Source organism: Frankia torreyi (assembly GCF_000948395.1).
GTDB lineage: Bacteria > Actinomycetota > Actinomycetes > Frankiales > Frankiaceae > Frankia > Frankia torreyi.
Genome location: NZ_JYFN01000020.1, coordinates 93,589 through 116,334 on the forward strand (window position 1 = coordinate 93,589; position 22,746 = coordinate 116,334).

Here is a 22,746-nt window from a genome sequence, read left to right on the forward strand (position 1 = left end):
CAGGTCCACCCGCCGCACGCCGTGCATCCGCCGCCGTCAGCGGTGACGGGGGACGGGGCGCTTCAGGACGACGCGGTCGAACTCGGTGCCATGCTCGTCGACGCCGCACACGGTCAGCGTGGACGCGCCGCCGGGCAGCCCCGGCGCCGAGTCGACGGCGACGAACGCGTAGTTGTCGAAACGGGTCCGCGACCAGGAGATGGCCTCGGGGGTCTTCGTGCCGTCGGGCGACCAGACGTAGCTGTTCGGCACGATGTTCGATCCCGCCGGGGCCGGCTTGCCGCGGTAGTTCTCCACCTCACCGGTCTGGAACTGGTAGCGCGGACGGCCGGCGCTGCCCGCGGTGATGTAGATAGTGCCGTCCTTGGCCGGCTCGACGGTCGACCCGTCGGGCGCCTCGCGGGTCGGGGCGTTGCCGCGGATCGGGTCGGAACGCTCGAAGAGGTGGTTGTGCCCCTGGAGCACCAGGTCGACCTGGTACTTGTCGAACAGGGGCGCCCACGCGCCGCGGACCCCGCCGTCGCTGGCGTGCTGCGACGTCGTCGAGTAGGCGCAGTGGTGGAAGAAGCAGACGATGAAGTCGATGTCGGGGTCGTTGCGGTAGCCCTGGAGCGTCCGCTCCACCCAGGACGTCTGCGCGCCGCCGGAGTAGCCGGTGTTCGTCTTGATCTCGAAGCTGACGTCGTTGGCGTCCAGCGAGAGCACCGCGACGTTGCCGTAGACGAACGAGTACACGCTCGGGCAGCCCTTGGGCCCGTCGCCGGGCAGGTCCAGGCGGGCGGCGTGGCCGCCGTAGCCGTGCGGCGAGTACAGCGCCTCCATGTCGTGGTTGCCGGTGGCGAACATCCACGGGCTGCGGGCGCTGGAGACCTCGATGTCGGCCAGGTAGACGTCCCAGACCGTCGGGTCGTAGTTGTCGAAGCCCGCCGGCGGCTGGCCGGTGGTGGTCCGCTTCGGCGGCTTGCCCGCGCCGGACGGGTCGGCGTAGCAGATGTCGCCGGCGAGCAGGTGGAACGCCGGGTCCTGGCGGGCGATCGCCGCGGTGATGGCGGAGGCGTGCGCGACGGTCGGCTCGTTGTCCGGCTTGTAGTAGTCGTCGTCGAAGACGCCCTTCGGGTCACCCGGCGGGGTGGTGTTCGACCCGTGGTCGCCCATCATCGTGAACCGGAACGGCCCGCCGTGGCGGCCCTTCGCGTGCCCGGTGCGCACCGCCTGCACGGGGGTCGTCGCGCCGCCGGGAATGCGGAACCGGTAGTAGTACTCCCGGCCCGGGGCGAGGCGGTCGAACGCCGCGTGCACGTAGAACTGCTCGACGCTCAGGATCGACCCGTCGACCTGCGGCACCTGGGACAGCAGCGGCCGGACCTCGGCCTCCACCGTGCCGCCGAGGTGGGGGGTCGGGCCGATGTCGACGAGGATCCGGCCGCGGCCGGGGTTGCGCGTCAGCTGCGCGGCCAGGCGGAGCTGACGCGCCGGGTCCACGCCGAACGCGGTGTGCCGCCCGCCGATCAGCAGCGGGCTGTCCGCCGCGGTGGCGGCGTAGGCGGCCCGGCCGAACGGGGTGGTGCCCAGCGTCGCGGCGCCCGCGCCGGCCAATCCGCCGAGCAGCATGCCGCGGCGGCTCACCGGCCGGCGGCGCAGAAAGGTCTGGAGCCACTCGTGCTGCTCCGCGATGGTCATGTCCTGGGCGATGTTCGCCGGAACGCCGGAAGCGACCACTTCGTTGGGAGGACTCACTGGCATGGCGCTGAACGTAGGCCCGCCACCTGCGAAGCGCCCCAACGGCAAGGTGGCCGCCGGTCGAAATATGCGTAAACACGTCGAGGCGTTATCGCAGGCCGGCAACGCACGGGTACACGGTTCCCGGTCCGGCGGTCGTCGATGGGCACATCACGTCGGACGGTCGGTGACGGTTGCCCTGAGCTTCACGTTCTTGCCGTCGCGATTGACGGTCAGGGTGACCGTCTGCCCCGGATCGACGCTGCGCAGCTCGGCCGAGAAGTCCTCGACGGAGGTGACCGCCCGGCCGTCGAACGAACGGATGACGTCACCGGGCTGGATGCCGGCCCGGGCCGCGGGACCGCCGTCGACCACCCCGATCACCAGCGCACCGCTGCGGACGGAAAGGCCGAGCTGGTCGGCGATCTGCGGGGTGAGCGTGACGGACTGGATCCCGATGAACGCGTGCCGCACGGTACCGGTGCGCAGGAGCTGGTCGACGGCGTCGACGACGGTCGCCGACGGGATCGCGAACCCGAGCGAGACCGCGCCGCTCTGCGGCGGCACATACGCCTCGGTGACGCCGACGACCCGTCCCTCGGCGTCCAGCAGCGGGCCGCCGGAGTTCCCCGGCGAGATCGCCGCGTCGGTCTGGATGAGGTCGACCCGCGGGCCGGCCGCCGCGCCCTGCTCGCCGGACCCGCTCTGGCCGCCGGACCCGCCCTGGCCGCCGGACCCGCCCTGGCCGCCGGATCCCCCCTGGCCCCCCTGGCCCCCTGAACCGTCGACGCCGGGGAGAGTGCGGTTGACACCCGAGATGATCCCGGCGGTGACGCTGTTCTCCAGGCCGAGCGGGCTGCCGATGGCGATCGCGAGCTCACCGAGCCGGGGCTGCTGCTCGCGGAACTTCGCCGCCGGCAGCCCGGTGCGCTCGACCTTCACCACGGCGAGATCGCTGACGGCGTCCGCGGCCTGCACCCGGCCCGGCACGCGGCGCCCGTCCGCGAACGCGACCTCGACCGCTCCGCCGGCGGCCGAGGCCACGACGTGCTGGTTGGTGACGATCACGCCGTCGGAGCGGTAGACGATCCCGCTGCCCAGCCCATCGCCCACCAGGACGGTGACGACGGAGGGCTCGACGTCGGCCACGACGTCCGGCACCACGGACAGCGCCCCCGTGGCGGCCGGCGGCTGGCCCCTGGCCGGCGGCACGCTGGACCGCCCGCCGTGCCCAACGAAGGCGATGAGGGCGACGAGCACCACGATCACGGCCCCCACCCGCGACCACGCTCTGCGCACGACCCGATACACAACAACGCTGTACCCAGCTCACGTCCCCGCAGATCCTGCGGCGGAGAGGGGATCTCCGCCGCAGGTCGGCACGCAGATCGGTATGTACTTGACCACATTCCACGAGCCATGAAGGCTCGTGACGTCAACACGTCAACACGTCAACACGTCGAACGTCCGGGGCTCGGCATCCGACGGGCGCGCGGCGGCGCGGCGGCGCGGGGCCGGCGACGGGTCGCGCTGGAGCCCCCGCGCCGGGCGGGGGGACCGGCGACCGCCAGCGGAGGTCAGCGCCATGAAGTACGTCGCGGAGTTAGTGCTCGACGCGGGATGCCGGCCCGGGGCCTTCTCGGCCCGCCGGCTCGCGCGGATCGCGCGGCGCATCGAGGATGCGGGCTACGACGCCATCGCCGTCAATGATCACCTCGCCCCCTCCCGCAAGTGGTACGAGGCCGGCGGCCACGACGCCTACGAGCCGTTCGGGCTGATGGCCTACCTGGCCGCCGTCACCGAACGGGTGCGGCTGATGACGTTCGCCGTCGTCGTCCCGCACCGCAACCCGTTCGCGCTGGCCAAGTCGGTGGCGACCACCGACGCCCTGTCCGACGGCCGGCTCGACCTCGGGGTCGCCGTCGGCTACCTGCGCTCGGAGTTCCTGGCCCTCGGCGCGGACTTCGACGAGCGCAACGAGCTGTTCGACGAGGCGCTCGCCGTGCTGCGCGGGGCGTGGACGGCGGGCAGCGTCTCGGCGCGGGGCCGGCACTTCGACGGCCTCGACCAGGTTCTCGCACCCGCCCCCGTGCAGTTGCCGCACCCGCCGCTGTGGATCGCCGGCAACAGCGCCCGTGCCCGACGCCGGGCGGCCGCCTGGGGGCAGGGGTGGGCCCCACTGTCCATCGACGATCTCGGCGCCCGCACGATCCGGTCGGTGTCGATCCCGACCGTCGATGACCTGCGCCGGGCCGCGCGGACGCTGCGCGCCGACACGGTCGTCGCCGGGCGGGACCCGGCCGAGGTCGGCCTGTGGGCGACCACCAGCGACAGCTCCGCCGCGGGCCGCGACGAGCTCGACCACCGCGCGCACCTCGACCACCTCGTCGAGCTCGCCGACCTCGGTGCCAGCCACTTCACGGCGACCTTCCACCTCGACGACACCGACGGCGCCGAGCGCGCCGTCGACGGCTACGCCGAGCACGTCCTCGCCGCCGCCGGACTCCCCCGCTGACCACGACGTTGCCCCGCTGACCACAGCGCTCCCCCGACCCGGGCCCATCGCCGATGCCGGGGCATTTCTGCTCTCTCTCGCAACGGTCGAATTTTGCACAACAGCAAGCCAGACCATTCACCGGAATGAGCTCTCCGGAATGCCTGTGATCTGAATCACAGTTGCGATAACGCGGGACGTATCGGCCCGTCCGCCCTAGTCTGCCCGTGTCCTTGATTCCGTCGCCCGTCCACGTGACCGCGACGGGCTTTTGTCGATTCGCGTGGGTGACGCCGATTCACGTGGGTGGCAGCGATTCGCGTGGGTGGCAGCGATTCGCATGGGTGGCGCCGATGTACGGGGGTGGACAGTGTCGGGCACAGAGCTGGCGAACCGCATTGCCGGGAGGGCCAAGGCGACGCTGCGGCAGAACAAGCGGCTGCGGGGCGGCGTCGTCGCGGCGAAGGACGCGTTATGGCAGGCCCGGGTCTCCCTGGAGGCGGCGCGGCGCGGGGCGGTCGTCGTCGAGGACGAGTACGGCATCACCCTGCTGGTCCCCGCCGACGAACGGGCCCACCTGCGCTCGCTCATGCGCCGCCCGGGGGACCGGCCGGCGTTCGCCCTGATGGACCGGCTGCTCGGCGCCGGCGACGTGGTGTTCGACGTGGGCGCCAACATCGGCGTCTACAGCGTGCACGCCCGGCGGCACACCGGCGCGAGCGGCCGGGTGTACGCCTTCGAGGCGGTGCCCGCGACCGCCGACCGGCTCGTCCAGACCCTCGCGCTCAACCGGTCCGCGGACGTCACGGTCGTGCGCGCCGCCGTCACCGACACCCCGGGCACGGCGACGATGAACGTGTTCCCCGACCCCGCGTCCGGGTGGAACTCGCTCGGCAGCCACCCGATGTTCACCTACGACGGCAGGGCGATCCGGCCGAGTGAGGTGGTCGAGGTCCCGGCGGTGACCCTCGACGGGTTCGCCGAGCGGGAGGGGATCGAGCGGGTGGCGCTGTGCAAGGTCGACGTCGAGGGCTTCGAGCGCCAGGTCTTCGCCGGTGCGGCCGGGCTGCTGGCGCAGCGGCGCATCGGCGTCGTGTGCTTCGAGATCAGCGAGGACCCGCTCGTCGGGGAGGGCGGCACCCCGTCGGAGGTCTTCGACGCGCTCGACCGCCACGGCTACCGGACCTTCCGCCACGACGAGGCGAGCGACACCCTCGTCGGCCCGATCGACCCGGCCGTCGAGGACAAGCGCCTCGCCGCGGAACCCATCCGTCCCTACGTGGCGAACTACTTCTCCACCGCGGACGAGGCGCTGCTGCACGCCTGACGACACGCGGCGGACGACACGCGGCGGACGGTCAGGAGTCGGTCCAGCGAGGCTCGCGCCGTTCGAGGAAAGCGGCCACCGCCTCCGGGTTGTCCGCGGTGGTGGAGGCGAGGACCTGGGTGCGGTTCTCCAGGTTGATCGCCGCGTCCAGGCCGGGGATCTCCAGCGTCGACCACATCACCTGCTTGGTCATGTAGACGCCGAACGGCGAGTTGGCGCGGATGAGCCGCGCGGTCTGCAGCGCGCGCTCCAGCAACGCCTCGTCGGGCACGACGTCGACGACGAGGCCGATGCGCAGCGCCTCCTCGGCGTCGATGATCCGGCCGGTGAGCAGCAGCTCGTGCGCCCGTCCGACGCCGACGACCCGGTTGAGCAGCCAGCCGGTGCCCATGTCGCAGCCGGACAGCCCGACGCGGGCGAACGCCGCGGAGAAGCGCGCCGACGCGGCGGCGAGGCGGACGTCGCAGCCGAGCGTGAACGCCAGACCGCCGCCGGTCGCCGGCCCGTTGACCGCCGCGATCACCGGTTTGGACAGCGCCCGCAGCCGGCTTGTCGTCCGCGAGTACTGCTCCTGGATCTGGAAGGTGCCGACGGGGCCGGGCCGCGGCTCGAACGGCTCCGGGAGGTCCGGATCCCCGCCGCGCAGGTCCGCGCCGGCGCAGAAGCCGCGGCCCGCGCCGGTCAGGATCACCACCCGGCAGGACCGGTCCGCGTCGACCTCGTCGAGGCGGCGGTGCAGCGCGTCGACGAGCGCCGGGGTGATGGCGTTGAGCCGCGCCGGCCGGTTGAGCCGCAGGAGCTGCACGCCGTCCTCGACGACCTCCCGCTGCACCAGATCCGCCCCGGCCGCGCCATCCGTCGCCGTCATCGGCTGCCTCCCGCTCTCATCCGCCGACTCCCGCCCTCATCCGCCGACTCCCGCCCTCATCCGCCTGCTCCCGCCGTCCGACCAGGCCGCGAACGACCTCAGAGCGCCACGCCGCTGATCGCCGGGTCGGCGCCGAGGGCGGGCACGGCGCGCAGCGCACCGACCAGCTCGCGGACCTCGTCGGCACCGAACGACGGCGGCGGGGTGAACGACAGCCGCGTCGCCAGGCCCGCGAAGCGCTCGGCGATGCGGGCGGGGACCTCGGCGGGCGGGGCGACGACGGCGAACGCCTCGACGACGTCGTCGTCGATCAGAATGGCCATCTCCGCCCACCGGTTCTGCTTCGACAGCACCGTGAGCTCGGCCCCGAGATCACCCCAGCCGTGCAGGTCCAGCACCGGGCGGTAGGCGGGCGTCGAGCCGTAGAAGGAGATCTGCCCGCGGATCGTCGCCAGGCCCTCGACGATCTCCTGCTCGGTTCCGGTGGCGAGGAAGGCGCCGGCGACGACGTCGAAGCCGGTCAGGTCGAGCCCGGCGCGGCGCCGGCCCTCGGCCAGCGCCGGCAGGGTGTGCTCGCGGATCCAGCGCGCGGTGGTGAAACCGTGGCAGAGGAAACCGTCGGCGACCTCGCCGGCGACCCGGGTCATCACGTCGCCGACGCCGGCCAGCAGCACCCGCGGCGGCCCGTAGGCGTGCGGCGCCGGGACGAACGTCGGCGGCATCAGGGTGTGCCGGTAGTACTCGCCCTCGAACGACAGCGGCGTTCCGTCCGCCCAGCTCGTCCACGCGGCCCGCATCGCCAGGATGAACTCGCGCATCTGCGGCCCGGGGCGGCCCCACGGCATCGAGAACCGCCGGGTGATGTGCGCCTTGACCTGCGACCCCAGCCCCAGCACGAACCGGCCGCCGGAGAACCGCTGCAGGTCATGCGTGGTGTAGGCCAGCGACATCGGCGAGCGGGAGAGCGCCACCGCGATCGACGTGCCCAGCTCGATGGTCGACGTGGCGTCGGCGGCGAGCGTCAGCGGCAGGAACGGATCCTGGTTGACCTCGGACGCCCACACACCGTCGTAGCCGGCCTCCTGCGCCGCACGGGCATTGCGCGTCGCCTGTTCCAGCGTGCCCAGAGCTCCGTCGATCTTCATGCGTGTCCTTCCGCGGGGCGCGCCCGGCGGCCACCCGGCCGCAGCCGTCCGTCGACCGAGAAGCTAACAGAACTGGTCCGCTGCGGCCATCAGTTGTTATCTGTCGCCGGACCTCGCGGCGGCGGGCACCTCGCGGCGGCGGACACGTCTCGGCGGCGGACACGTCTCGGCGGCGGTCATGCGATGCCAAGCGCGTGGCGGACCTGCGCGGTCGCGCGCCCGTCGAGGCCGCCGTGGGCGGTCGCGTAGGTGTCGACGACCTGCTCGCGCAGGGCGCGGGCCTCGGCCGGCAGGAACTCGGGTGGCAGCTCCGGGTCCCGGTAGACGAGTTCGCGGTAGTCATGGGTGAGCCGCATCCACCACAGCAGCGCCTCCGGCGGAGTCAGGGCGTCGCGGGAGCCGGCGGCGCGCAGCGGCGCGAAGCGGGCGACGAACGCACTGTAACGCTGGGTGAGCGAGCCGAGATCCCAGCAGCGGTGCAGGATCGCGTCGACGTCGGCGAGCGCCGAGGGGCGGCCGACGAAGACGTCGACCAGTCCGGCCAGGTCAAGCGACTCGACCAGGTCCTTGACCTCGTCCTCGCAGGCCCGCGCGGCGACCCAGGTCGTCTCCCGCAGCCGGCCGAAGCCGAGGTAGGCAAGCGCGCTCTTCATCCGCCGCCGGGTCGAGCGCAGCTCGTCGGGCACCGAGGCGAGCACGATCGTCCACGAGCCGTCCCAGCCCACCGACCGGCCGAAACTCTCCACCCGGCCGCCGACCGAGGTGACCGTCTCGGCCATCTGCCGGCCGAGACGGTAGCTGGTCTGGCGGCCGTCGCGGCGGCGTTCGAGCGAGCCGTCCGCGCACAGCCGCGACAACCCCACCCGGGTCGCCCCCGCCGCGTAACCCGCGGTGGCAAGCAGGTCGACGAGACCCGCACCGGACGCGAACGGGCGCGCCGGCAGCGCGGTGCCGATCAGCAGCGGCACCCAGCTCTGCGCCGACACGCCCGGAAACTCACCGGCCGCCATCACCGCAGTGTACGAACGCCCGCCGCGGTGGCGGATCGATTGACGCGTGGGCGCAGGCGCGCCTAGAACCCGGACATGGACCGTATTCGACGTCACACCCGACGAGGCCAGGAGTCTCGCCATCCGTCCGAGGGGGCGAGGTGAGCGCCGGCACCGGCCGGCTCGCCGGCCGTACCGCGATCGTCACCGGGGCCAGCCGCGGCCTGGGCCGGGCCATCGCGCTGGCCTTCGCCCGCGAGGGCGCCGCGGTCGCCGTGGTCGCGCGCACCGAGGCGCAGTGGGACGCGCGTCTGCCCGGCACCGTGCACGAGGTCGTCGAGGAGATCGTCCAGGAGGGCGGTCGGGCGCTGGCCGTCCCGGCCGACCTGTCCCGGCCCGCCGACGTCGAACGCATCGTCGAGGTGACCCGTGCCCGCCTCGGCCCCGTCGACCTGCTGGTGAACAACGCCGCCCTGACCGTCCCGGGCCGCCCACCCGCGCAGCCCGAGGCCAAGGCCTCCCCAGGCAAGGCCTCCCCAGGCGCCGCCGCCGCATCCGGCGCGCCGACCACCACGGACGCGCCGCGCGACGCCGCTCCGGCAGGGCCCGGCGGGTCGCCGGCACCGTCCGGAGCGCCGGGGCGGATGCCGAACTGGGCGTCGTTCCTGAACTTCCCGCTCAAGGGCCTGCGGATGCATTTCGAGATCGGGCTGTTCGCCTCCTACCGGCTCATGCAGCTCGTGCTCCCCGACATGATCGACCTGGGTCGGGGATCGATCGTGAACATCAGCTCGGTGGCCGGGTTCATCCCCGGCGAGGGGCCCTACGCCGCTCCCGGCACGCCCGGCCCGATCGCCTACGGCGGCAACAAGGCGGCGCTGCACCACCTGGCCCAGGCCGTCGCGATCGAGGCGCAGGCCTACGGGATCGCGGTGAACGTCCTCTCGCCGTCGGAGCCCGTCATCACCCCCGGCAACCTGGTCGCCGCCGCCGGGGAGTCCGACTGGGCCAGCCCCGAGGACTTCGCCGAGGCCACCGTCCTGGTCGCGCTCGCCGACCCGGCGACGACCAACGGCCAGCTGCTGTGGAGCGACGACATGCTGCACCCCGACCTGGGCCGCCGCGGCTGGCTGCGCCCCACCTAGCCAGGCGGGTGGCGGCCCGAATCCGCTGGCAACGACGCGCACCCAACCTCGGCGATCATGGTGTTCCGCGGAACCGCGTCCGCGTCCGATCTTGGCGTCGGTCTCGGCCACGAGATCGGTGATCAAGGTGTTCCGCGGAACACCCGCCGCGGTCCTCACGCGAGCGCCGCCGGGCATCCGGTTCGGCCCGGGTCGGGTCAGGTCGATGGTGACGTTCCGTGGCCGGCGAGGGGGTCGGGAGCGGGGGTGTGCGTGGGAACAGCGCCACGTGGTCGTTGGGTATGGACAAACCGGACGCCGAACCCACCAGAAGAACCACGCTGGTCGCTCTCCCACGCACCCACCCCGACCACTCCACCACCGCCGCCACGCTCCGCGATCCCCGCCGCGTGCCGCGGCCCGCCAACCACGGCGTAGCTGAGACCTACCGGTCTAGTTGAAGCCGGCGATGGGGTGGGGGGTGTAGGGCTTCTCGAGCTGGGCCCGCTCGTCCTCGGTGAGCTCCAGCTCCACGGCGGCGACGGCNTCGTCGAGGTGGGACAGCTTCGTCGCCCCGATGATCGGCGCGGCGACCTGGGGGCGGCCGAGCAGCCAGGCGAGCGCCACCTGGGCGCGGGGCACGCCGCGGTCGGCCGCGATGCGCGCCACCTCGTCGACGACGGCCCGGTCGCCCTCGACGTAGAGCGTGCGGCCGAACTCGTCGGTCTCGGTGCGCGCGGTCGTCGCGTCCCAGTCGCGGGTCAGGCGGCCGCGGGCCAGCGGGCTCCACGGGATGACGCCGACGCCCTGGTCGGCGCACAGCGGGAGCATCTCCCGCTCTTCCTCCCGGTAGATCAGGTTGTAGTGGTTCTGCATGGTCGCGAACCGGGTCCAGCCGTGGGCGTCGGCGACGAACAGCGCTTTGGCGAACTGCCAGCCGTACATGGACGAGGCGCCGATGTAGCGGGCCTTGCCGGCCTTCACCACGTCGTGCAGGGCCTCCAGCGTCTCCTCGATCGGGGTGCGCGGATCCCAGCGGTGGATCTGGTAGAGGTCGACGTAGTCGGTGCCGAGCCGCGTCAGGCTCGCGTCGATCTCGCTCATGATCGCCTTGCGGGACAGTCCGCGGCCGTTCGGACCGCGCCGCATCGGCCCGTGGACCTTGGTGGCCAGCACGATCTCGTCCCGGTTGGCGTACTCGGCCAGCGCCCGCCCGGTGATCTCCTCGCTGCTGCCGGCCGAGTAGACGTTCGCCGTGTCGAAGAAGTTGACGCCGGCCTCGATCGCCCGGCGGAAGAACGGCCGGGCGGCGTCCTCGTCCAGCGACCACGGGTGGGCGCCCCGGCCCGGTTCGCCGTAGCTCATGCAGCCCAGACAGATGCGGGACACGTCCAGCCCCGTCGAGCCGAGCTTCGTGTACTTCACCGTGCCTCCTAACAGCCGTCGCCGACCAGCATCCGTCGCCGACCCGGCCTCGTCGCCGGCGTACAGCCTCCTCGCCGGCGTACAGCCTCGTCGCCGGCGCCCGGTCGCGTCCGCGGGGAACGCGACCGGGTGCCGGCGGCCGGTCTACATCCTGCCGGTGGCAGACCGGACCGGGCCCGAACCTCGCCGAGCCCGAACCTCGCCAGGCCCAGACCTCGCCGGGCCCGAACCTCGCCGGGCTCAGACCTCGATGAGGACCGCGCCGCCCTGGCCGCCGCCCGCGCACATCGCGGCCACGCCGATGCCACCGCCGCGGCGGCGCAGGTCGTGCAGCAGCGTGATGATCATGCGGGCGCCGGAGGCGGCCACCGGGTGACCGAGGCTGCAGCCGGAGCCGCTGATGTTGACGGTGTCCTCGTCGAGGCCGAACTCCTTGACCGCGGCCACCGGCACGGACGCGAACGCCTCGTTGATCTCCCAGAGGGCGACGTCCTTGGTGGTCAGCCCGGCGCGGCCGAGCACCTTGGAGATCGCCTCCAGGGCGCCGAAGCCCATCCGGCGCGGTTCGACGCCGGCGGCGGCCCACGCGCGGACCTTCGCCAGCGTCGGCAGGCTCTCGGCGGCGGCGATGTCGGCGCCGACGAGGGTGACCGCGGCGGCCGCGTCGTTGACGCCGCTGGAGTTACCCGCGGTGATGTTGAAGCCGGGGATCTCCGGGTGCAGGACCTTCAGCGACGCCAGCTTCTCCAGCGTGCTGGAGCGGCGCGGGTGCTCGTCGACGGCGAACTCGCGGAACGACCCGTCCGGCGCCTGCACCTTGATCGGCACGATCTCGTCGACGAAGCGGCCCTCGTCGATCGCGGCGACGGCGCGCTGGTGGGAGCGGAACGCCCAGGCGTCGAGCTCCTCCCGGGTCAGCCCCGCCTCCTTCGCGGTGTTCCAGCCCACCGAGATGGACATGTCCATGTTCGGGGCCTCGGGAGAGTCCGGGTGGGTCGCGGGGATCCAGTCCTCGAACTGGTCGGCGGTGCCGAGGACGCGGCGGGTCAGCTTCGGCCCCGTGGACGTCGCCTGGACGCCGCCGGCGACGACGATCTTCTCCATCCCGCTGACGATGCCGGCGGAGCCGTTGCCGATCGCGGTGAGGCTGCCGGCACAGTGCCGGTTCACGGCCTGCCCGGGGACGCTCGTCAGGCCGAGGACGACCGCGGCGTAGCGGGCGAGGTCGCCGCCGCCGTACATCGACTCGGCGAAGATGACGTCGTCGATGCGGGCCGGGTCGAGACCCGAGCGGCGCACCGTCTCCCGCAGCACCACCTCCGCCAGCTCCTCGCCGGTGGTGTTGACCAGCGAGCCCTTGAAGGCCGTGCCGATCGCCGTGCGCGCCGCGCTGACGATGACGGGATCTGACATGACGGTCCACCTTTCACAGGGTGAGGGCTTCCAGCGGAACGCCCCCGGACAGGAACTATGGTAAGCATTACCGAGATACCGACAGTAATACAGCGGGATGGAGCCGTGAGTTGACGATAACGTCACCTTGCGGCCGGACGCCCCTGATGACGACCGCCCCCGCCGGCCACCCCTGCGGGACACCGGCGGCCCCGAAGGAGGAACCATGGATCTCACAGGAGCGTCCGCGCTGGTCGTAGGCGGAGCGGGAGGCTTCGGCGAGGCCACCGTGCGCCGGCTCGTGCAGGCCGGCGCCAAGGTCGTCATCGCCGACCTGGCGGCGGACAAGGGCAAGACCCTTGCCGACGAACTCGGCGAACAGGCCGTCTTCGTTCCCACCGACGTCACCAGCGACGAGTCCGTCGAGGCGGCGATCGCCGCCGCCGTCGAGCTCGGCCCGCTGCGCGCGGCGGTCGTCGTGCACGGCGGCCCGGCGGCCGGCAAGCGCCTGGTCAACCGGTCGGGCCAGGCCTACCCGGTGGAGACCTTCCAGCGGACGATCGACATCTTCCTCGTCGGGACGTTCCGGGTGGTCAGCAAGGTCGCGGCGGCGATGTCGCAGAACGAGCCGCTGGACTCCAACCAGCGCGGCGTCATCATCACCACGGCGAGCATCGCCGGGTTCGAGGGCCAGGTCGGCCAGACCGACTACTCGGCGGCCAAGGGCGGCGTCATCGGGTTCAACCTCACCGCGGCCCGCGACCTCGCCCCCACGGGCATCCGGGTCGTCTGCATCGCCCCGGGCACCTTCTTCACCCCCGCCTACCGGATGGAGGAGGCCGAGGCGCAGGCCAAGTGGGGCCCCGGCGTGCCCAACCCCAAGCGGATGGGCCACGCCGACGAGTACGCCAAGCTCGCCCTGTCGATCGTTGACAACGACTACATCAACGGCGAGACCATCCGCATCGACGGGGCGCAGCGCTTCAACATCTGACGCCTTGCGCTGACTGCCCTGTCTGACACCAGTCAGCGCAACAGCGCGTCCACGAGGACGCCGGCCTCGGCCGCGGGTCGCCAGGCATCGACCTGGCCCGGGCCGGCCTCCTCGCCACTCGCGCCGCCGGTGAGCAGGCCGCGGCGTTCGAGGTGCAGCAGGTGGGCGTAGGTCTCGCCGACCGCCGAGCGGCGCACGATCCCCTGCGACTCGCTCCACGGCCGCGACCAGGTCAGCCGCTCGGCGACCGCCATCGTCGTCGGCCCGTCGAGCTCGATCACCGCTTCGACCACCTCGCGCAGCCGCGCCCGGTGATGCTCCTGAAGCTGGCGCACCCGGGCGCCGAGGCCGCGGAAGCGGTACTCGTGGGCGGGCAGCACCTCGTCGACCGGCATGTCCTCGATCGCCGCGAGCGAGCCCAGGTACTCCCCGAGGGTGTCCGCGCGCACCCGCGGCGACGGGCTGATGTTCGGGCTGATCCGCGGCAGTACATGATCCCCGGTCAGCAGCACGTTGTACTCCTCGTGGACGAAGCACAGGTGGCCGGGGGTGTGCCCGGGGGTCCACAGCGCCCGCACCGCGACGGCGTCGCCGAGCGGGCGGTCACCGTCCTGGAGCAGCACGTCGGGCGGATCGCGCCACTCGGGCGGCTCGTCGCCGTCGGGGAACAGCGCGCCGATCTCCGCGGCGGGCATGCCACGGCGGCGCAACCAGATCCGGTCGGCGGCGCGGAACTCGGCGATGCTGGCGAACTGGTGGGAGGCCGCCACCTCCAGTTCGTGAATCATGACGGGGGCGCCGGACTCCCGCCGGATCCGCCGGGCGAGGCCGAAGTGGTCGGCGTGGCCGTGGGTGATCAGGACCGCGCTGACGTCGCCGATCTCGTGGCCGGTGGCGCGCACGCCCGCGACGAGGCCGTCCCAGGCGTCCTCGCTGGGCCACCCGGTGTCGACGAGGACGGGCCCGCGCGGGGTCTCCAGCAGGTAGGCCAGCACGTAGCGCAGCGGGCTCTGCGGGAACGGGGTCGGCACCGACCACAGGCCCGGGCGGACCTGCTCCACCGGCGGCAGGACCCGGTCCCGCCAGGCCTGCTGCTGAACCTGCCCGGTGACGATGATCTTGTCGTCGACCGTCACGCTGGCGCCTCCTAGCGCTGGGATGCCGTCGGGGCCGGCCATGTACCGAGCCGGCCATGTGCCGAGCCGGCCCCGACGCGCCGCCGGCCGCGGCGCACGGGCGGCACCGCGGCGGTGGCGGGAAAAGATGAGCCTGCCTCAGCGCATGTTGGGTTCCCGGGGCAGGCCCAGGATCCGCTCGGCGATGACGTTGCGGCCGACCTCGGAGGTGCCGCCGGCGATGGTGAGCGCCCGGGCGAACAGGTAGCGGTAGGCGAGGTCGGCCTCGTCGCCGGTCACCCCGGTGGCGCCGGCGATGGTCATGCCGAGCTCGGTGACGTGCTGGGCGTGCTCGGCGGACAGCAGCTTGCTGACGTTGCCCTCGGGCGACGGCTCGCTGCCGGCGACCGCACGCTCGACCTGGCGCAGGTTGATCAGCCCCATGGCGACCTCGACGGCGACGAGCCGGCCGACGCGGCGGGCGAGCTCGACGTCCCCGGCGGCGTAGCGGGCGTGCAGGTCGACGAGGCCGACGGCGGTGCGGCCCTCGTCCGCGCCGCTGCCGGCGCCGATCGTCACCCGCTCGTTGCCCAGCGTCGCGCGGGCCACGATCCAGCCGGCGTTGATCTCCCCGACGACGTCGGCATCGGGGACGAAGACGTCGTCGAAGAAGACCTCGTTGAACAACGCGTCGCCGGTGATCTCGCGCAGCGGCCGGACCTCGACGCCGGGCGCGGTCAGGTCGATCGCCACCGCCGTGATGCCCTTGTGCTTGGGCGCCGTCGGGTCCGTGCGGACGGTGGCCAGGCCGCGGTTGCAGTTCTGCGCGTCCGACGTCCAGACCTTCTGCCCGTTGATCTTCCAGCCGCCCTCGACCCGCTCGGCGCGGGCCTGCACGGCCGCGGCGTCGGAGCCGGCGTTCGGCTCGCTGAACAACTGGCACCAGCGCAGCTCACCGCGCAGGCTCGGCAGCACCCAGCGCTCGATCTGCTCGGGCGAGCCCTGCTGGGTCAGCGTGAGCAGCACCCAGCCGCCGATGCCGAGGTTCGGCACCTCGACGCCGGTGAACTCCTCCTCGATGACGAGCTGCTCGGCGGCGCTCGCCTCGCGACCCCACGGCTTCTTCCAGTGCGGCACCAGGTAGCCGCTCTCGACGAGCAGCTCGCGGCGCTCGCCCTCGGCGGCGGCGTGGTAGCGCTCCACGAACTCCCGGGCCTCGCGCCGGTACTGCTCGGCCTCGGGCGGCAGCTCGACGGCCAACGCGCGCCGGGCGCCGTCGCGGATGAGCGCGTAGACGTCGTCCTCGGCGCCCTCGACCGGGCCGGCGAGCGCGGCCAGCGTCGCCGCGCGGCGCAGGTACAGGTGGGCGTCGTGCTCCCAGGTGAAGCCGATGCCGCCGTGGATCTGGATGTTCATCCGGGCGTTGTGCTGGTAGGACGACAGCGCCACCGCGGCGGCGACGGCCGCGGCGAGCTCGGCCTCCGCGCCGCCGGCCGCGACCCGGGCGGCGTCCCAGGTGGCGGCGGTGGCGAGCTCGGTGTCGACGAGCATGTTCGCCAGGTGGTGCTTGACGGCCTGGAACCCGCCGATGATGCGGCCGAACTGCTCGCGGACCTTGGCGTAGGCCAGCGCCATGTCCAGGGTGGCCCGGGCGCCGCCGACCGCCTCGGCGGCGGCGACGACCCGCAGGATGCGCACGGCCGCGGCCCGGCCACCGCGCAGCAGGCCGGCGGGGTGCACCGCGACGGCGGACAGGCCGAGGCCGGCGAGCCCGAGCGACGGGTCGAGCGCGTTGGTCGGGCGCAGCGTCAGACCCTCGGCATCGGCGGCGACCACCGCGAGGTCGTCGCCCACCGGCACGAAGTGGAGGCCGGCCCACACCGCGCCGAGCGCCGCGGGCGCCTCGCCGTGCAGCGCGCCCGCGGGGTCCGCGGTGACGGCGCCGACCGAGGAGAACGAGGCGATGACCGAACCGTCGGCGAGCCCGGGGAGCAGCTCCGCCTGCTGCTGCGGCGAGCCGACGGCGGCCACGACGGCGGAGGCGACGACCGTCGGCAGCAGCGGGCCGGCGGCGGCCCGACCGCCGAGACCCTCGGCGACGATCGCGAGCTCCGCCAGACCGAAACCGGAGCCGCCGTGCTCCTCGGGCAGGTGCAGGCCAAGCCAGCCGAGGTCGGCGATCTGCTTCCACTGCGGGCCGACGGCGCCGGGACCGCCGTCGAGCGCCCGCCGGGCCGCCGCGCGCAGGTCGTTCGCGTCGGCGAAGGTGCGGACCACCTCGGCGAGGGCCTTGTGGTCGTCGCTGATCGCCAGGGCCATCGTGTCTCCCTCCAGCGGGCTTTCGTCACCGCACCGCCGAGCGGCGCGCGGCCGTCCCGCCGACCATGATTTGTAAACCTAACCGTAAGCCTTTCAAGCAGGCTCCGTCCACGGATCCCGACGCACCGACCATCCGCAGGGAGTCGACTCGACCTGGGCGGCCGGATGCGGGCACCCGGAACGACACCAGGCACGCTAACCGTGAGCCAGGCCGTGCGTCGATCGATACCGGCCGATGACCAGCCCGGCGTGGCTCGGGTCAGGGTCAGGCGACCTCGCGGTCGTGCGCCTCCTGGGGCAGCAGGCTCCGCAGACCAAGAATGATGTTGGTGATGCCGAACGCGAACTCCTCNGGCGGCCCGGCGATCGGCCGCGACGGTTCCAGCTCTGACGCCAACGCCGCTGTCTGTGTCACCGCCGCCGTTGCCGGCGTCGCCGTTACCTGCGTTGCCGGCGTTGCCGGCGTCGGTGCCGCCGCGGCTGCGGCGACGGCCGGGCGCCGACCGGAGCCGGGCGGAGCCTCGGCCGGCTGCTCGGTGAGGAGGAATCCGCGGGTGTAGGCGGCCAGCGTGACGAAGGCGTGCCAGGCCAGCGACGGGGGGAAGCCTGCCTCGCGCAGCCCGTCGAGCAGCTCCGCGGCCCGTGGCCACGTCGTGACCGCCGCCTGGCGGGTGGCGCCGCCGATGCGCCGGGCAATCAGATCGCAGGTCAGGTCGTCGGCGGCGAGCGCGGTGTAGCAGTCGTCGAAGAACCCGCGGAGCATGTCCTCCCAGCCGCCGGCGCGCAGCGGTGGCATGCTCTCGTAAAAGGCGGCGAGCGCCTCCTCGGTCATCGCGTCGAGAAGGTCACGCTTGCTCTTGTAGTACCAGTAGATGCTGGTGACGCCGACGTCGAGGAATGCCGCGAGCCGCGGCATGCTGAGCTGGTCGACAGGCGTGTCCCGGCAGAATTCGAAGGCCCCCGAAAGAATCCCCGCGGCGTTGATCGAACCCCGAGCACGCCGCGACCGGGACCGCTTGGCGTTCGTGTTCGCTGTGGGGGGCACGCTGCCTCCGCATCGTCAGGCGCGGCCCCGCCCGCCAGGACCACCCCGAGTATCCTACCGGATGGTTCTCCGGATGGGTTTGAGACGTGCGCCGCACCCTGCGGATGCAGGGATTGTCCGCAGGTCGCGGCCCGTCTCACGGAGCCGTCGCGCGGCCGCCTCGCCGGGACTTCCCGGCCGCCACACGCCCGGCGGCGACGAGGATCCGACAGTGGCCTCCATGCTCGACGACCGCCGCAGAGCGGGCGAGGGGGACGGGCGGGATCCTCCGCACAACTCCCCCCGGATCCCGTCAGCACAACTCCCACCAGGTCCCGCCGGACCGGCGTGCGCCAATGCCGTCCGATGAACGGCGGCCGTGGCTCGCGCGTTCCAACTCCGAAACCCCAAAGCCCTATGGGTATACCCTTTTGCGCGGGATGGATCGGACACGGCCGACGTTATCGCGCCCATGCCGCGGATCGCGGCCGGAATCGGCGGACGGCCGGTCCCTGTGATCGAGGCTGGGAGGAGACGGCGATGAAGCTCGGGATCGTGTCCGACGTGCACTGCGAGGCGGCGCTGCTCGAGACCGCCGCGCGGGAGATGGTCGACGCGGGCGCCGAGGAGATTCTCCTGGCCGGCGACGCGCACTTCGAGTACCGCTTCGCCAACGACGTCACCGAGGTCATCCGGGCGTTCGGGATGCGCTACATCTCCGGCAACCACGAGTGGCGCCTGATGGGCCCGACCGGTCAGCGGGCCCGGGAGGCGCCGCACGTCCGCGCCGCGAACCGCGACTTCGTCGCCGCCATCCCGACCACCATCGACACCGTCGTCGACGGCCGCGCGCTGCGCATGATCCACGGCTGCCCGTGGCCGCCCTACGACCGCTATCTCCATCCGGCCGACCCGGACTTCTCCCGCTGCGGCGACCTCGGCGTGGACATCCTCGTCATGGGCCACACGCACCTGCCGCACATCCAGCGCGTCGGGAAGACCCTCGTGATCAATCCCGGCTCCCTGGCGTTCTCCCAGGATCCCGGCGGCTTCGACCTCATGACCTACGCCCTGCTCGACGCCAGCACCGACGAGGTCACGCTCGTCCGCCGCCCCAAGCCGACCGCCTAGTCTCGGAGAGTGACGAGGCTCGCCGCCCCCCGCCCCCGTCGGGGCCCCTCAGTGTGCCGTATATCTTGGCCAAACTAGGGACAGATACCGAGGAAGCAGCATATCTTCACGCCTGAGTCCGCATCCGCGGAGCTCGGTGCAACGGAGCACGTCATGCTCACGCACGGAAGTCGGTCACTTCCCGTGCACGAGGTTTTGCTCGCCCCTTTCGGGCGGCCCGGGTTGGCGCGCGGTCACGCGCCGGGCCCGGGCCGACGGCGTCCGGGCGGTCCGAGGCCAGGACCCGGCCCCTGCGCCGTCGCCGCCCCGGGGTGAGCCCGCCGGCCGAGCTCCGGGTGCGGCGCGCGGGCTGCGGTCACCGGGACAGCCGCACCCCGCCGCCACGCAGACCGCGGTCGCGGATCCCCGCACGGCCAGAGCACCGGGTGCCCGGCGCCCATCTGCGCCCTCCCTGTCGGACAACTGTTATGGGGACCACCGAACACATGTCAGCAACAGACCTGCCAGCAACACACCCGTCACCCAGACGCCCGTTCGCCGCCCTGCTCGCGGCCCTGATCGCGGCCCTGATCGCCCTGGTCACGCTCACCGCCTGCGGCAGCGACTCCGCCGGCTCGTCGGGCGCGGCCGCCAAGCCCACCGCGTCGGCCGCGCCGACGACCCACGAGGTCGTCGACATGGGCGGGCGGCACGTCACCGTGCCGACGCACCCGGAGCGGATCGTCACCAACTACCCGGCGGTCACCCAGATCATCTTCATGCTCGGCGGGATCGAGCGGGTCGCCGGCGTGCCGCTGAGCAACCTCACGACCCTGCCGCTGTTCAAGAAGATCTACCCGCCGCTCGCGCAGAAGAAGGCGGTGTTCGGCGCCGACACCACCACCGTCAACACCGAGACCCTGCTCGCCCAGAAGCCGGACCTGGTGGTGCTGACCTCCGGCAACGCGGCGCTCGTGAAGAAGATCACCGATCTCGGTGTGCCCGTGGTCCAGATCGCCTCGTTCCCGAACTACAAAAAGCTCAACGACGGCGTCACGTTCCTCGCCGACGTGCTCGGCGGCGACGCTCCCAAGCGGGCCCAGCAGTACGTCGAATACGTCGACGGCAACGTCGCCCAGATCAACAAGGGCCTCGCGGGCCTGCCGGCGACCGACCGGCCGAAGCTCTACTACACCGCCAACAACCCGCTGAACACCGAGGGCGGCGGCTCGATCATCGACAACTGGTCGACGCTCGCCGGGGGGACGAACGTCGCCACCGCGAACGGCGTCCAGGGCACGATGAAGGACGTCTCGGTCGAGTCGATCGTCCAGTGGGACCCGGAGTACGTCTTCTGCCGTGACGCCTCGTCCTGCACGAAGATCCAGGCGGACCCGCGCTGGTCGTCGGTGGCCGCGGTGCGCGACAAGCATCTGATCGTCAACCCGCGGGGCGTGTTCGTCTGGGCCGCCCGCAGCGCCGAGGAGGCCCTGCAGCCGATCTTCGTCGCCAAGACCCTGCATCCCGCGCAGTTCGCCGACGTCAGCATCGAGCAGGAGATCAAGGACTTCTACAAGACCTTCTACTCCTACGACCTGACCGACGCCGAGGTGACCGGCATCCTCCACCCGACGACCCCCTGACCCGTCCCGACACCCTGGCACCCTGACGTTTCGGCGCCCCGACCTTTCGACGCCCTGACGTTTCGGCGCCCTGACTATCAGTCCCGGCCGGCCCCCACCCGGGCCGGCCGGGAGCCTCTCCCCCGCCGCCGACGGCGAACCGCCCGGGTCAGGCCCCGTTTCGACCGGTTCGTGACCTTCCGTTAGGGTCTCGCCCCAGCGACTTCGGGGGAGCAGACATGGCGGATCGTCGGGCAGCGGTCGACTTTCTGGCGGGACGCGGCGGCAAGATCGCACTCGGCGTGCTCGGCGCCGTCGTAGCCATCGTCATCGTGGTCGGGAGCTTCGGCGGCTCGTCGAAGCCCGCGGGCCTGGCCGACGCCTCCTCCCGGGCCGCGGACTCGACGCCGCCGCCCGCGGCGGCGGCAACGCCCCCGTCCGCCCTGTCGGGATCGGCCTCGGGACCGGGGTCGGCATCGGGGTCGCCGTCGCCCGCCGGCTCGCCATCGCCCGGCGGCGCGCGGCCGGGACTGCCGTACTCGGCCGCTCTCGCAGAGGCGTCCGGCACCGGCTCCGGCTTCGTGCTTGACGCAACGACCAGCAGCGGCACGCACGGCGCCGGCACGGCCGGCAGCGGGACTTTCGGCGAGGATGCGCTGGCTCCCGCGGCGGCGGACGGCCCGACGCAGGCGTCCGGGTCGGTCTACTACGACAACTGCACGGCGGCCCAGGACGCCGGCGTCACTCCCCTGTACCGCGGCGCCCCCGGCTACCGGGCCGGCCTCGACGCGGACGACGACGGCATCGCCTGCGAAGCCACGTCGTCGACGACGACGTTGACGTCGGCCTCGTCGGTACCGGCGGCCTCAAGCGACCCGGCGCCGGTCACCGGGTCGGGATCGACCTACTACGCGAACTGCACGGCGGCCCGCAACGCCGGCGTCACCAACCTGCATCGCGGCGACCCCGGCTACCGGGCCGCCCTCGACGCGGACCGCGACGGCATCGCCTGCCAGACCCCGCCGTCGACGTCGACGAGGTCGACGGCGGGGTCGACGTCGACGGTGCAGCAACCGCCGGCGGCGCCCCCCACGACCCCGGTCACCACACCCACTCCCGCCGCCTCCGTCCCACCGCCACCCAGCACGGCTCCGAGCCCGGTCTCTCTCGCGAACCAGGCGTCGCCGGCCACCGAGTCGGCCTCCCAGCCCCCATCGCCCGCCCCGGCACCTGCCCCCACGACCGCCCCGGCACCCGTCCCCACGACCGCCCCGGTGCCCGTGAGCTGACAGTCTGCCGGCGACGCGCATCCAGCGACGAACAATGCACGATGTGCGCTGACAGAGCGGCACGCCGCCCTTACGATGGGGCACCGCGTGTCGGAGGATCGGACGTCCCGTTCAGCGGGGAGCCCGGGCCAGTCGGGAACCGGTGATGATCGTGGTCCATGAGCAGATCGCGCAGTTGGCGTCGCCCGCTCCAGGATCGATCGTCGTCGATGCCGGTGCGGGGTCGGGTCGGACCCTTGCCGCGATCGGCGGGATGGCCCCGCGGGCGCGGCTGATCGCCATCGATCTGGACGGGGAGAAGCTGGCGTCGGCGATGGCGACCGTCCCGAATCTCACCGCGATCCGCGCCGACCTCGCCGGGCCCTTACCAATCGCGGATCGCCAGGTCGACGTCGTCATCTCGACCAACACGCTGGAATGCCTGGTCGACCCGTCCGCGGCGCTCGTCGAGATGGCGCGAATCCTGCGGCCGACCGGGGTGGCCGTGCTGGCACACACCGATTTCGAGACGATCGTGGTCACCGCGTCGGACCGCGAGCTGTCCCGCCGGGTTCTGCGCACCTACGCCGACCTGCCCGTCCCGTACCTCTACATGCAGGCGACCGACGCCCAGTTGGGCCGGCGCCTGTCCGGCCTCGTCCGACGCGGGCCGCTGCGCCACGAGTCGGTCCAGGCCCACACGAGGGTCGTATCGTCGCTAGCCCCGTGTTTCGCACTTCGGATTCTGCTGCGCCGACCGGCCCCTGTGATCTTGTTTTCGGGTCATGGGGGTTAGGTGGGGTCGATGCCG

17 protein-coding genes and 2 pseudogenes are annotated in these 22,746 nt (G+C 72.8%); 8 read left to right on the top strand and 11 right to left on the bottom strand.

Translation table 11 applies throughout. The features are described 5' to 3' along the window. Window positions 1-36: 36 nt before the first annotated feature. Together FF36_RS14410 and FF36_RS14415 are read right to left on the bottom strand one after the other, a co-directional pair. Entirely contained in the window at window positions 37-1,743 is a 1,707-nt protein-coding gene (locus tag FF36_RS14410) for a metallophosphoesterase (protein ID WP_044885555.1), read from the bottom strand. 147 nt (window positions 1,744-1,890) lie between these two features. Further along, window positions 1,891-2,997, bottom strand: a complete 1,107-nt coding sequence (locus FF36_RS14415) for a S1C family serine protease (protein WP_242422505.1) — start codon at window positions 2,995-2,997, stop codon at window positions 1,891-1,893. 307 nt (window positions 2,998-3,304) lie between these two features. Here FF36_RS14415 and FF36_RS14420 point away from each other — a divergent pair, with 307 nt between their 5' ends. Both FF36_RS14420 and FF36_RS14425 read left to right on the top strand, forming a co-directional pair. Further along, window positions 3,305-4,234, top strand: coding sequence for an LLM class F420-dependent oxidoreductase (locus tag FF36_RS14420; RefSeq protein ID WP_044885556.1), 930 nt, complete (start codon window positions 3,305-3,307; stop codon window positions 4,232-4,234). A gap of 349 nt (window positions 4,235-4,583) precedes the next feature. Next, entirely contained in the window at window positions 4,584-5,540 is a 957-nt protein-coding gene (locus FF36_RS14425) for an FkbM family methyltransferase (RefSeq protein ID WP_044885557.1), read from the top strand. A 31-nt stretch (window positions 5,541-5,571) separates the two neighbouring features. On the opposite strand, the gene FF36_RS14430 is transcribed toward FF36_RS14425, so the two are convergent. The 3 genes from FF36_RS14430 to FF36_RS14440 all read right to left on the bottom strand — a co-directional run bounded on the left by FF36_RS14430 (window position 5,572) and on the right by FF36_RS14440 (window position 8,539). Next, on the bottom strand, window positions 5,572-6,408 hold the full coding sequence (locus tag FF36_RS14430; protein ID WP_044885558.1) for an enoyl-CoA hydratase/isomerase family protein: 837 nt from the start codon (window positions 6,406-6,408) through the stop codon (window positions 5,572-5,574). A 98-nt stretch (window positions 6,409-6,506) separates the two neighbouring features. Next, on the bottom strand, window positions 6,507-7,553 hold the full coding sequence (locus FF36_RS14435) for an LLM class F420-dependent oxidoreductase (protein WP_044885559.1): 1,047 nt from the start codon (window positions 7,551-7,553) through the stop codon (window positions 6,507-6,509). A 176-nt stretch (window positions 7,554-7,729) separates the two neighbouring features. Then, window positions 7,730-8,539, bottom strand: coding sequence for a PaaX family transcriptional regulator (locus FF36_RS14440; RefSeq protein WP_242422506.1), 810 nt, complete (start codon window positions 8,537-8,539; stop codon window positions 7,730-7,732). A gap of 164 nt (window positions 8,540-8,703) precedes the next feature. Between FF36_RS14440 and FF36_RS14445 the strand changes: the two genes are divergently transcribed. Continuing rightward, window positions 8,704-9,687 (top strand): SDR family NAD(P)-dependent oxidoreductase, encoded by a 984-nt coding sequence (locus FF36_RS14445; RefSeq protein WP_044885560.1) that lies wholly within the window; start codon window positions 8,704-8,706, stop codon window positions 9,685-9,687. Between the two features lie 432 nt (window positions 9,688-10,119). Here FF36_RS14445 and FF36_RS39980 read toward each other — a convergent pair. The 3 genes and pseudogenes from FF36_RS39980 to FF36_RS14455 all read right to left on the bottom strand — a co-directional run. Next, window positions 10,120-10,212 (bottom strand): hypothetical protein (locus tag FF36_RS39980; RefSeq protein ID WP_277912934.1); only part of this gene is annotated, 93 nt, incomplete at its 5' end. Between the two features lies 1 nt (window position 10,213). After that, window positions 10,214-11,091: pseudogene (locus FF36_RS14450) on the bottom strand (aldo/keto reductase); the annotation flags it as partial. A 240-nt stretch (window positions 11,092-11,331) separates the two neighbouring features. Next, window positions 11,332-12,504, bottom strand: coding sequence for a thiolase family protein (locus FF36_RS14455; RefSeq protein ID WP_044885562.1), 1,173 nt, complete (start codon window positions 12,502-12,504; stop codon window positions 11,332-11,334). A gap of 205 nt (window positions 12,505-12,709) precedes the next feature. Between FF36_RS14455 and FF36_RS14460 the strand changes: the two genes are divergently transcribed. Further along, window positions 12,710-13,477: an SDR family NAD(P)-dependent oxidoreductase gene (locus tag FF36_RS14460; protein ID WP_044885563.1), complete on the top strand. Its 768-nt coding sequence runs from the start codon at window positions 12,710-12,712 to the stop codon at window positions 13,475-13,477. Between the two features lie 32 nt (window positions 13,478-13,509). Here the strand turns inward: FF36_RS14460 and FF36_RS14465 are convergent, their stop codons facing one another. The 3 genes and pseudogenes from FF36_RS14465 to FF36_RS14475 all read right to left on the bottom strand — a co-directional run. After that, the gene (locus FF36_RS14465; RefSeq protein ID WP_044885564.1) at window positions 13,510-14,613 is read right to left on the bottom strand and encodes an MBL fold metallo-hydrolase; all 1,104 of its coding nucleotides are present in this window, start codon (window positions 14,611-14,613) and stop codon (window positions 13,510-13,512) included. 138 nt (window positions 14,614-14,751) lie between these two features. After that, window positions 14,752-16,911, bottom strand: coding sequence for an acyl-CoA dehydrogenase family protein (locus tag FF36_RS14470; RefSeq protein WP_044885565.1), 2,160 nt, complete (start codon window positions 16,909-16,911; stop codon window positions 14,752-14,754). 353 nt (window positions 16,912-17,264) lie between these two features. Further along, window positions 17,265-17,956, bottom strand: a pseudogene (locus FF36_RS14475) (TetR family transcriptional regulator); the annotation flags it as partial. Window positions 17,957-18,475: 519 nt separating this feature from the next. Here FF36_RS14475 and FF36_RS31550 point away from each other — a divergent pair. From FF36_RS31550 to FF36_RS14495, 4 genes are all read left to right on the top strand, one after another. After that, the gene (locus tag FF36_RS31550) at window positions 18,476-19,066 is read left to right on the top strand and encodes a metallophosphoesterase family protein (protein ID WP_052681121.1); all 591 of its coding nucleotides are present in this window, start codon (window positions 18,476-18,478) and stop codon (window positions 19,064-19,066) included. A gap of 485 nt (window positions 19,067-19,551) precedes the next feature. Beyond that, window positions 19,552-20,688, top strand: a complete 1,137-nt coding sequence (locus FF36_RS14485) for an ABC transporter substrate-binding protein (RefSeq protein WP_044885596.1) — start codon at window positions 19,552-19,554, stop codon at window positions 20,686-20,688. Window positions 20,689-20,906: 218 nt separating this feature from the next. Further along, on the top strand, window positions 20,907-21,956 hold the full coding sequence (locus FF36_RS31555; RefSeq protein ID WP_052681122.1) for an excalibur calcium-binding domain-containing protein: 1,050 nt from the start codon (window positions 20,907-20,909) through the stop codon (window positions 21,954-21,956). A 145-nt stretch (window positions 21,957-22,101) separates the two neighbouring features. After that, complete coding sequence (locus tag FF36_RS14495; protein ID WP_052681123.1) at window positions 22,102-22,731, top strand: methyltransferase domain-containing protein; 630 nt, start codon at window positions 22,102-22,104, stop codon at window positions 22,729-22,731. The last annotated feature ends 15 nt before the right edge of the window (window positions 22,732-22,746 follow it).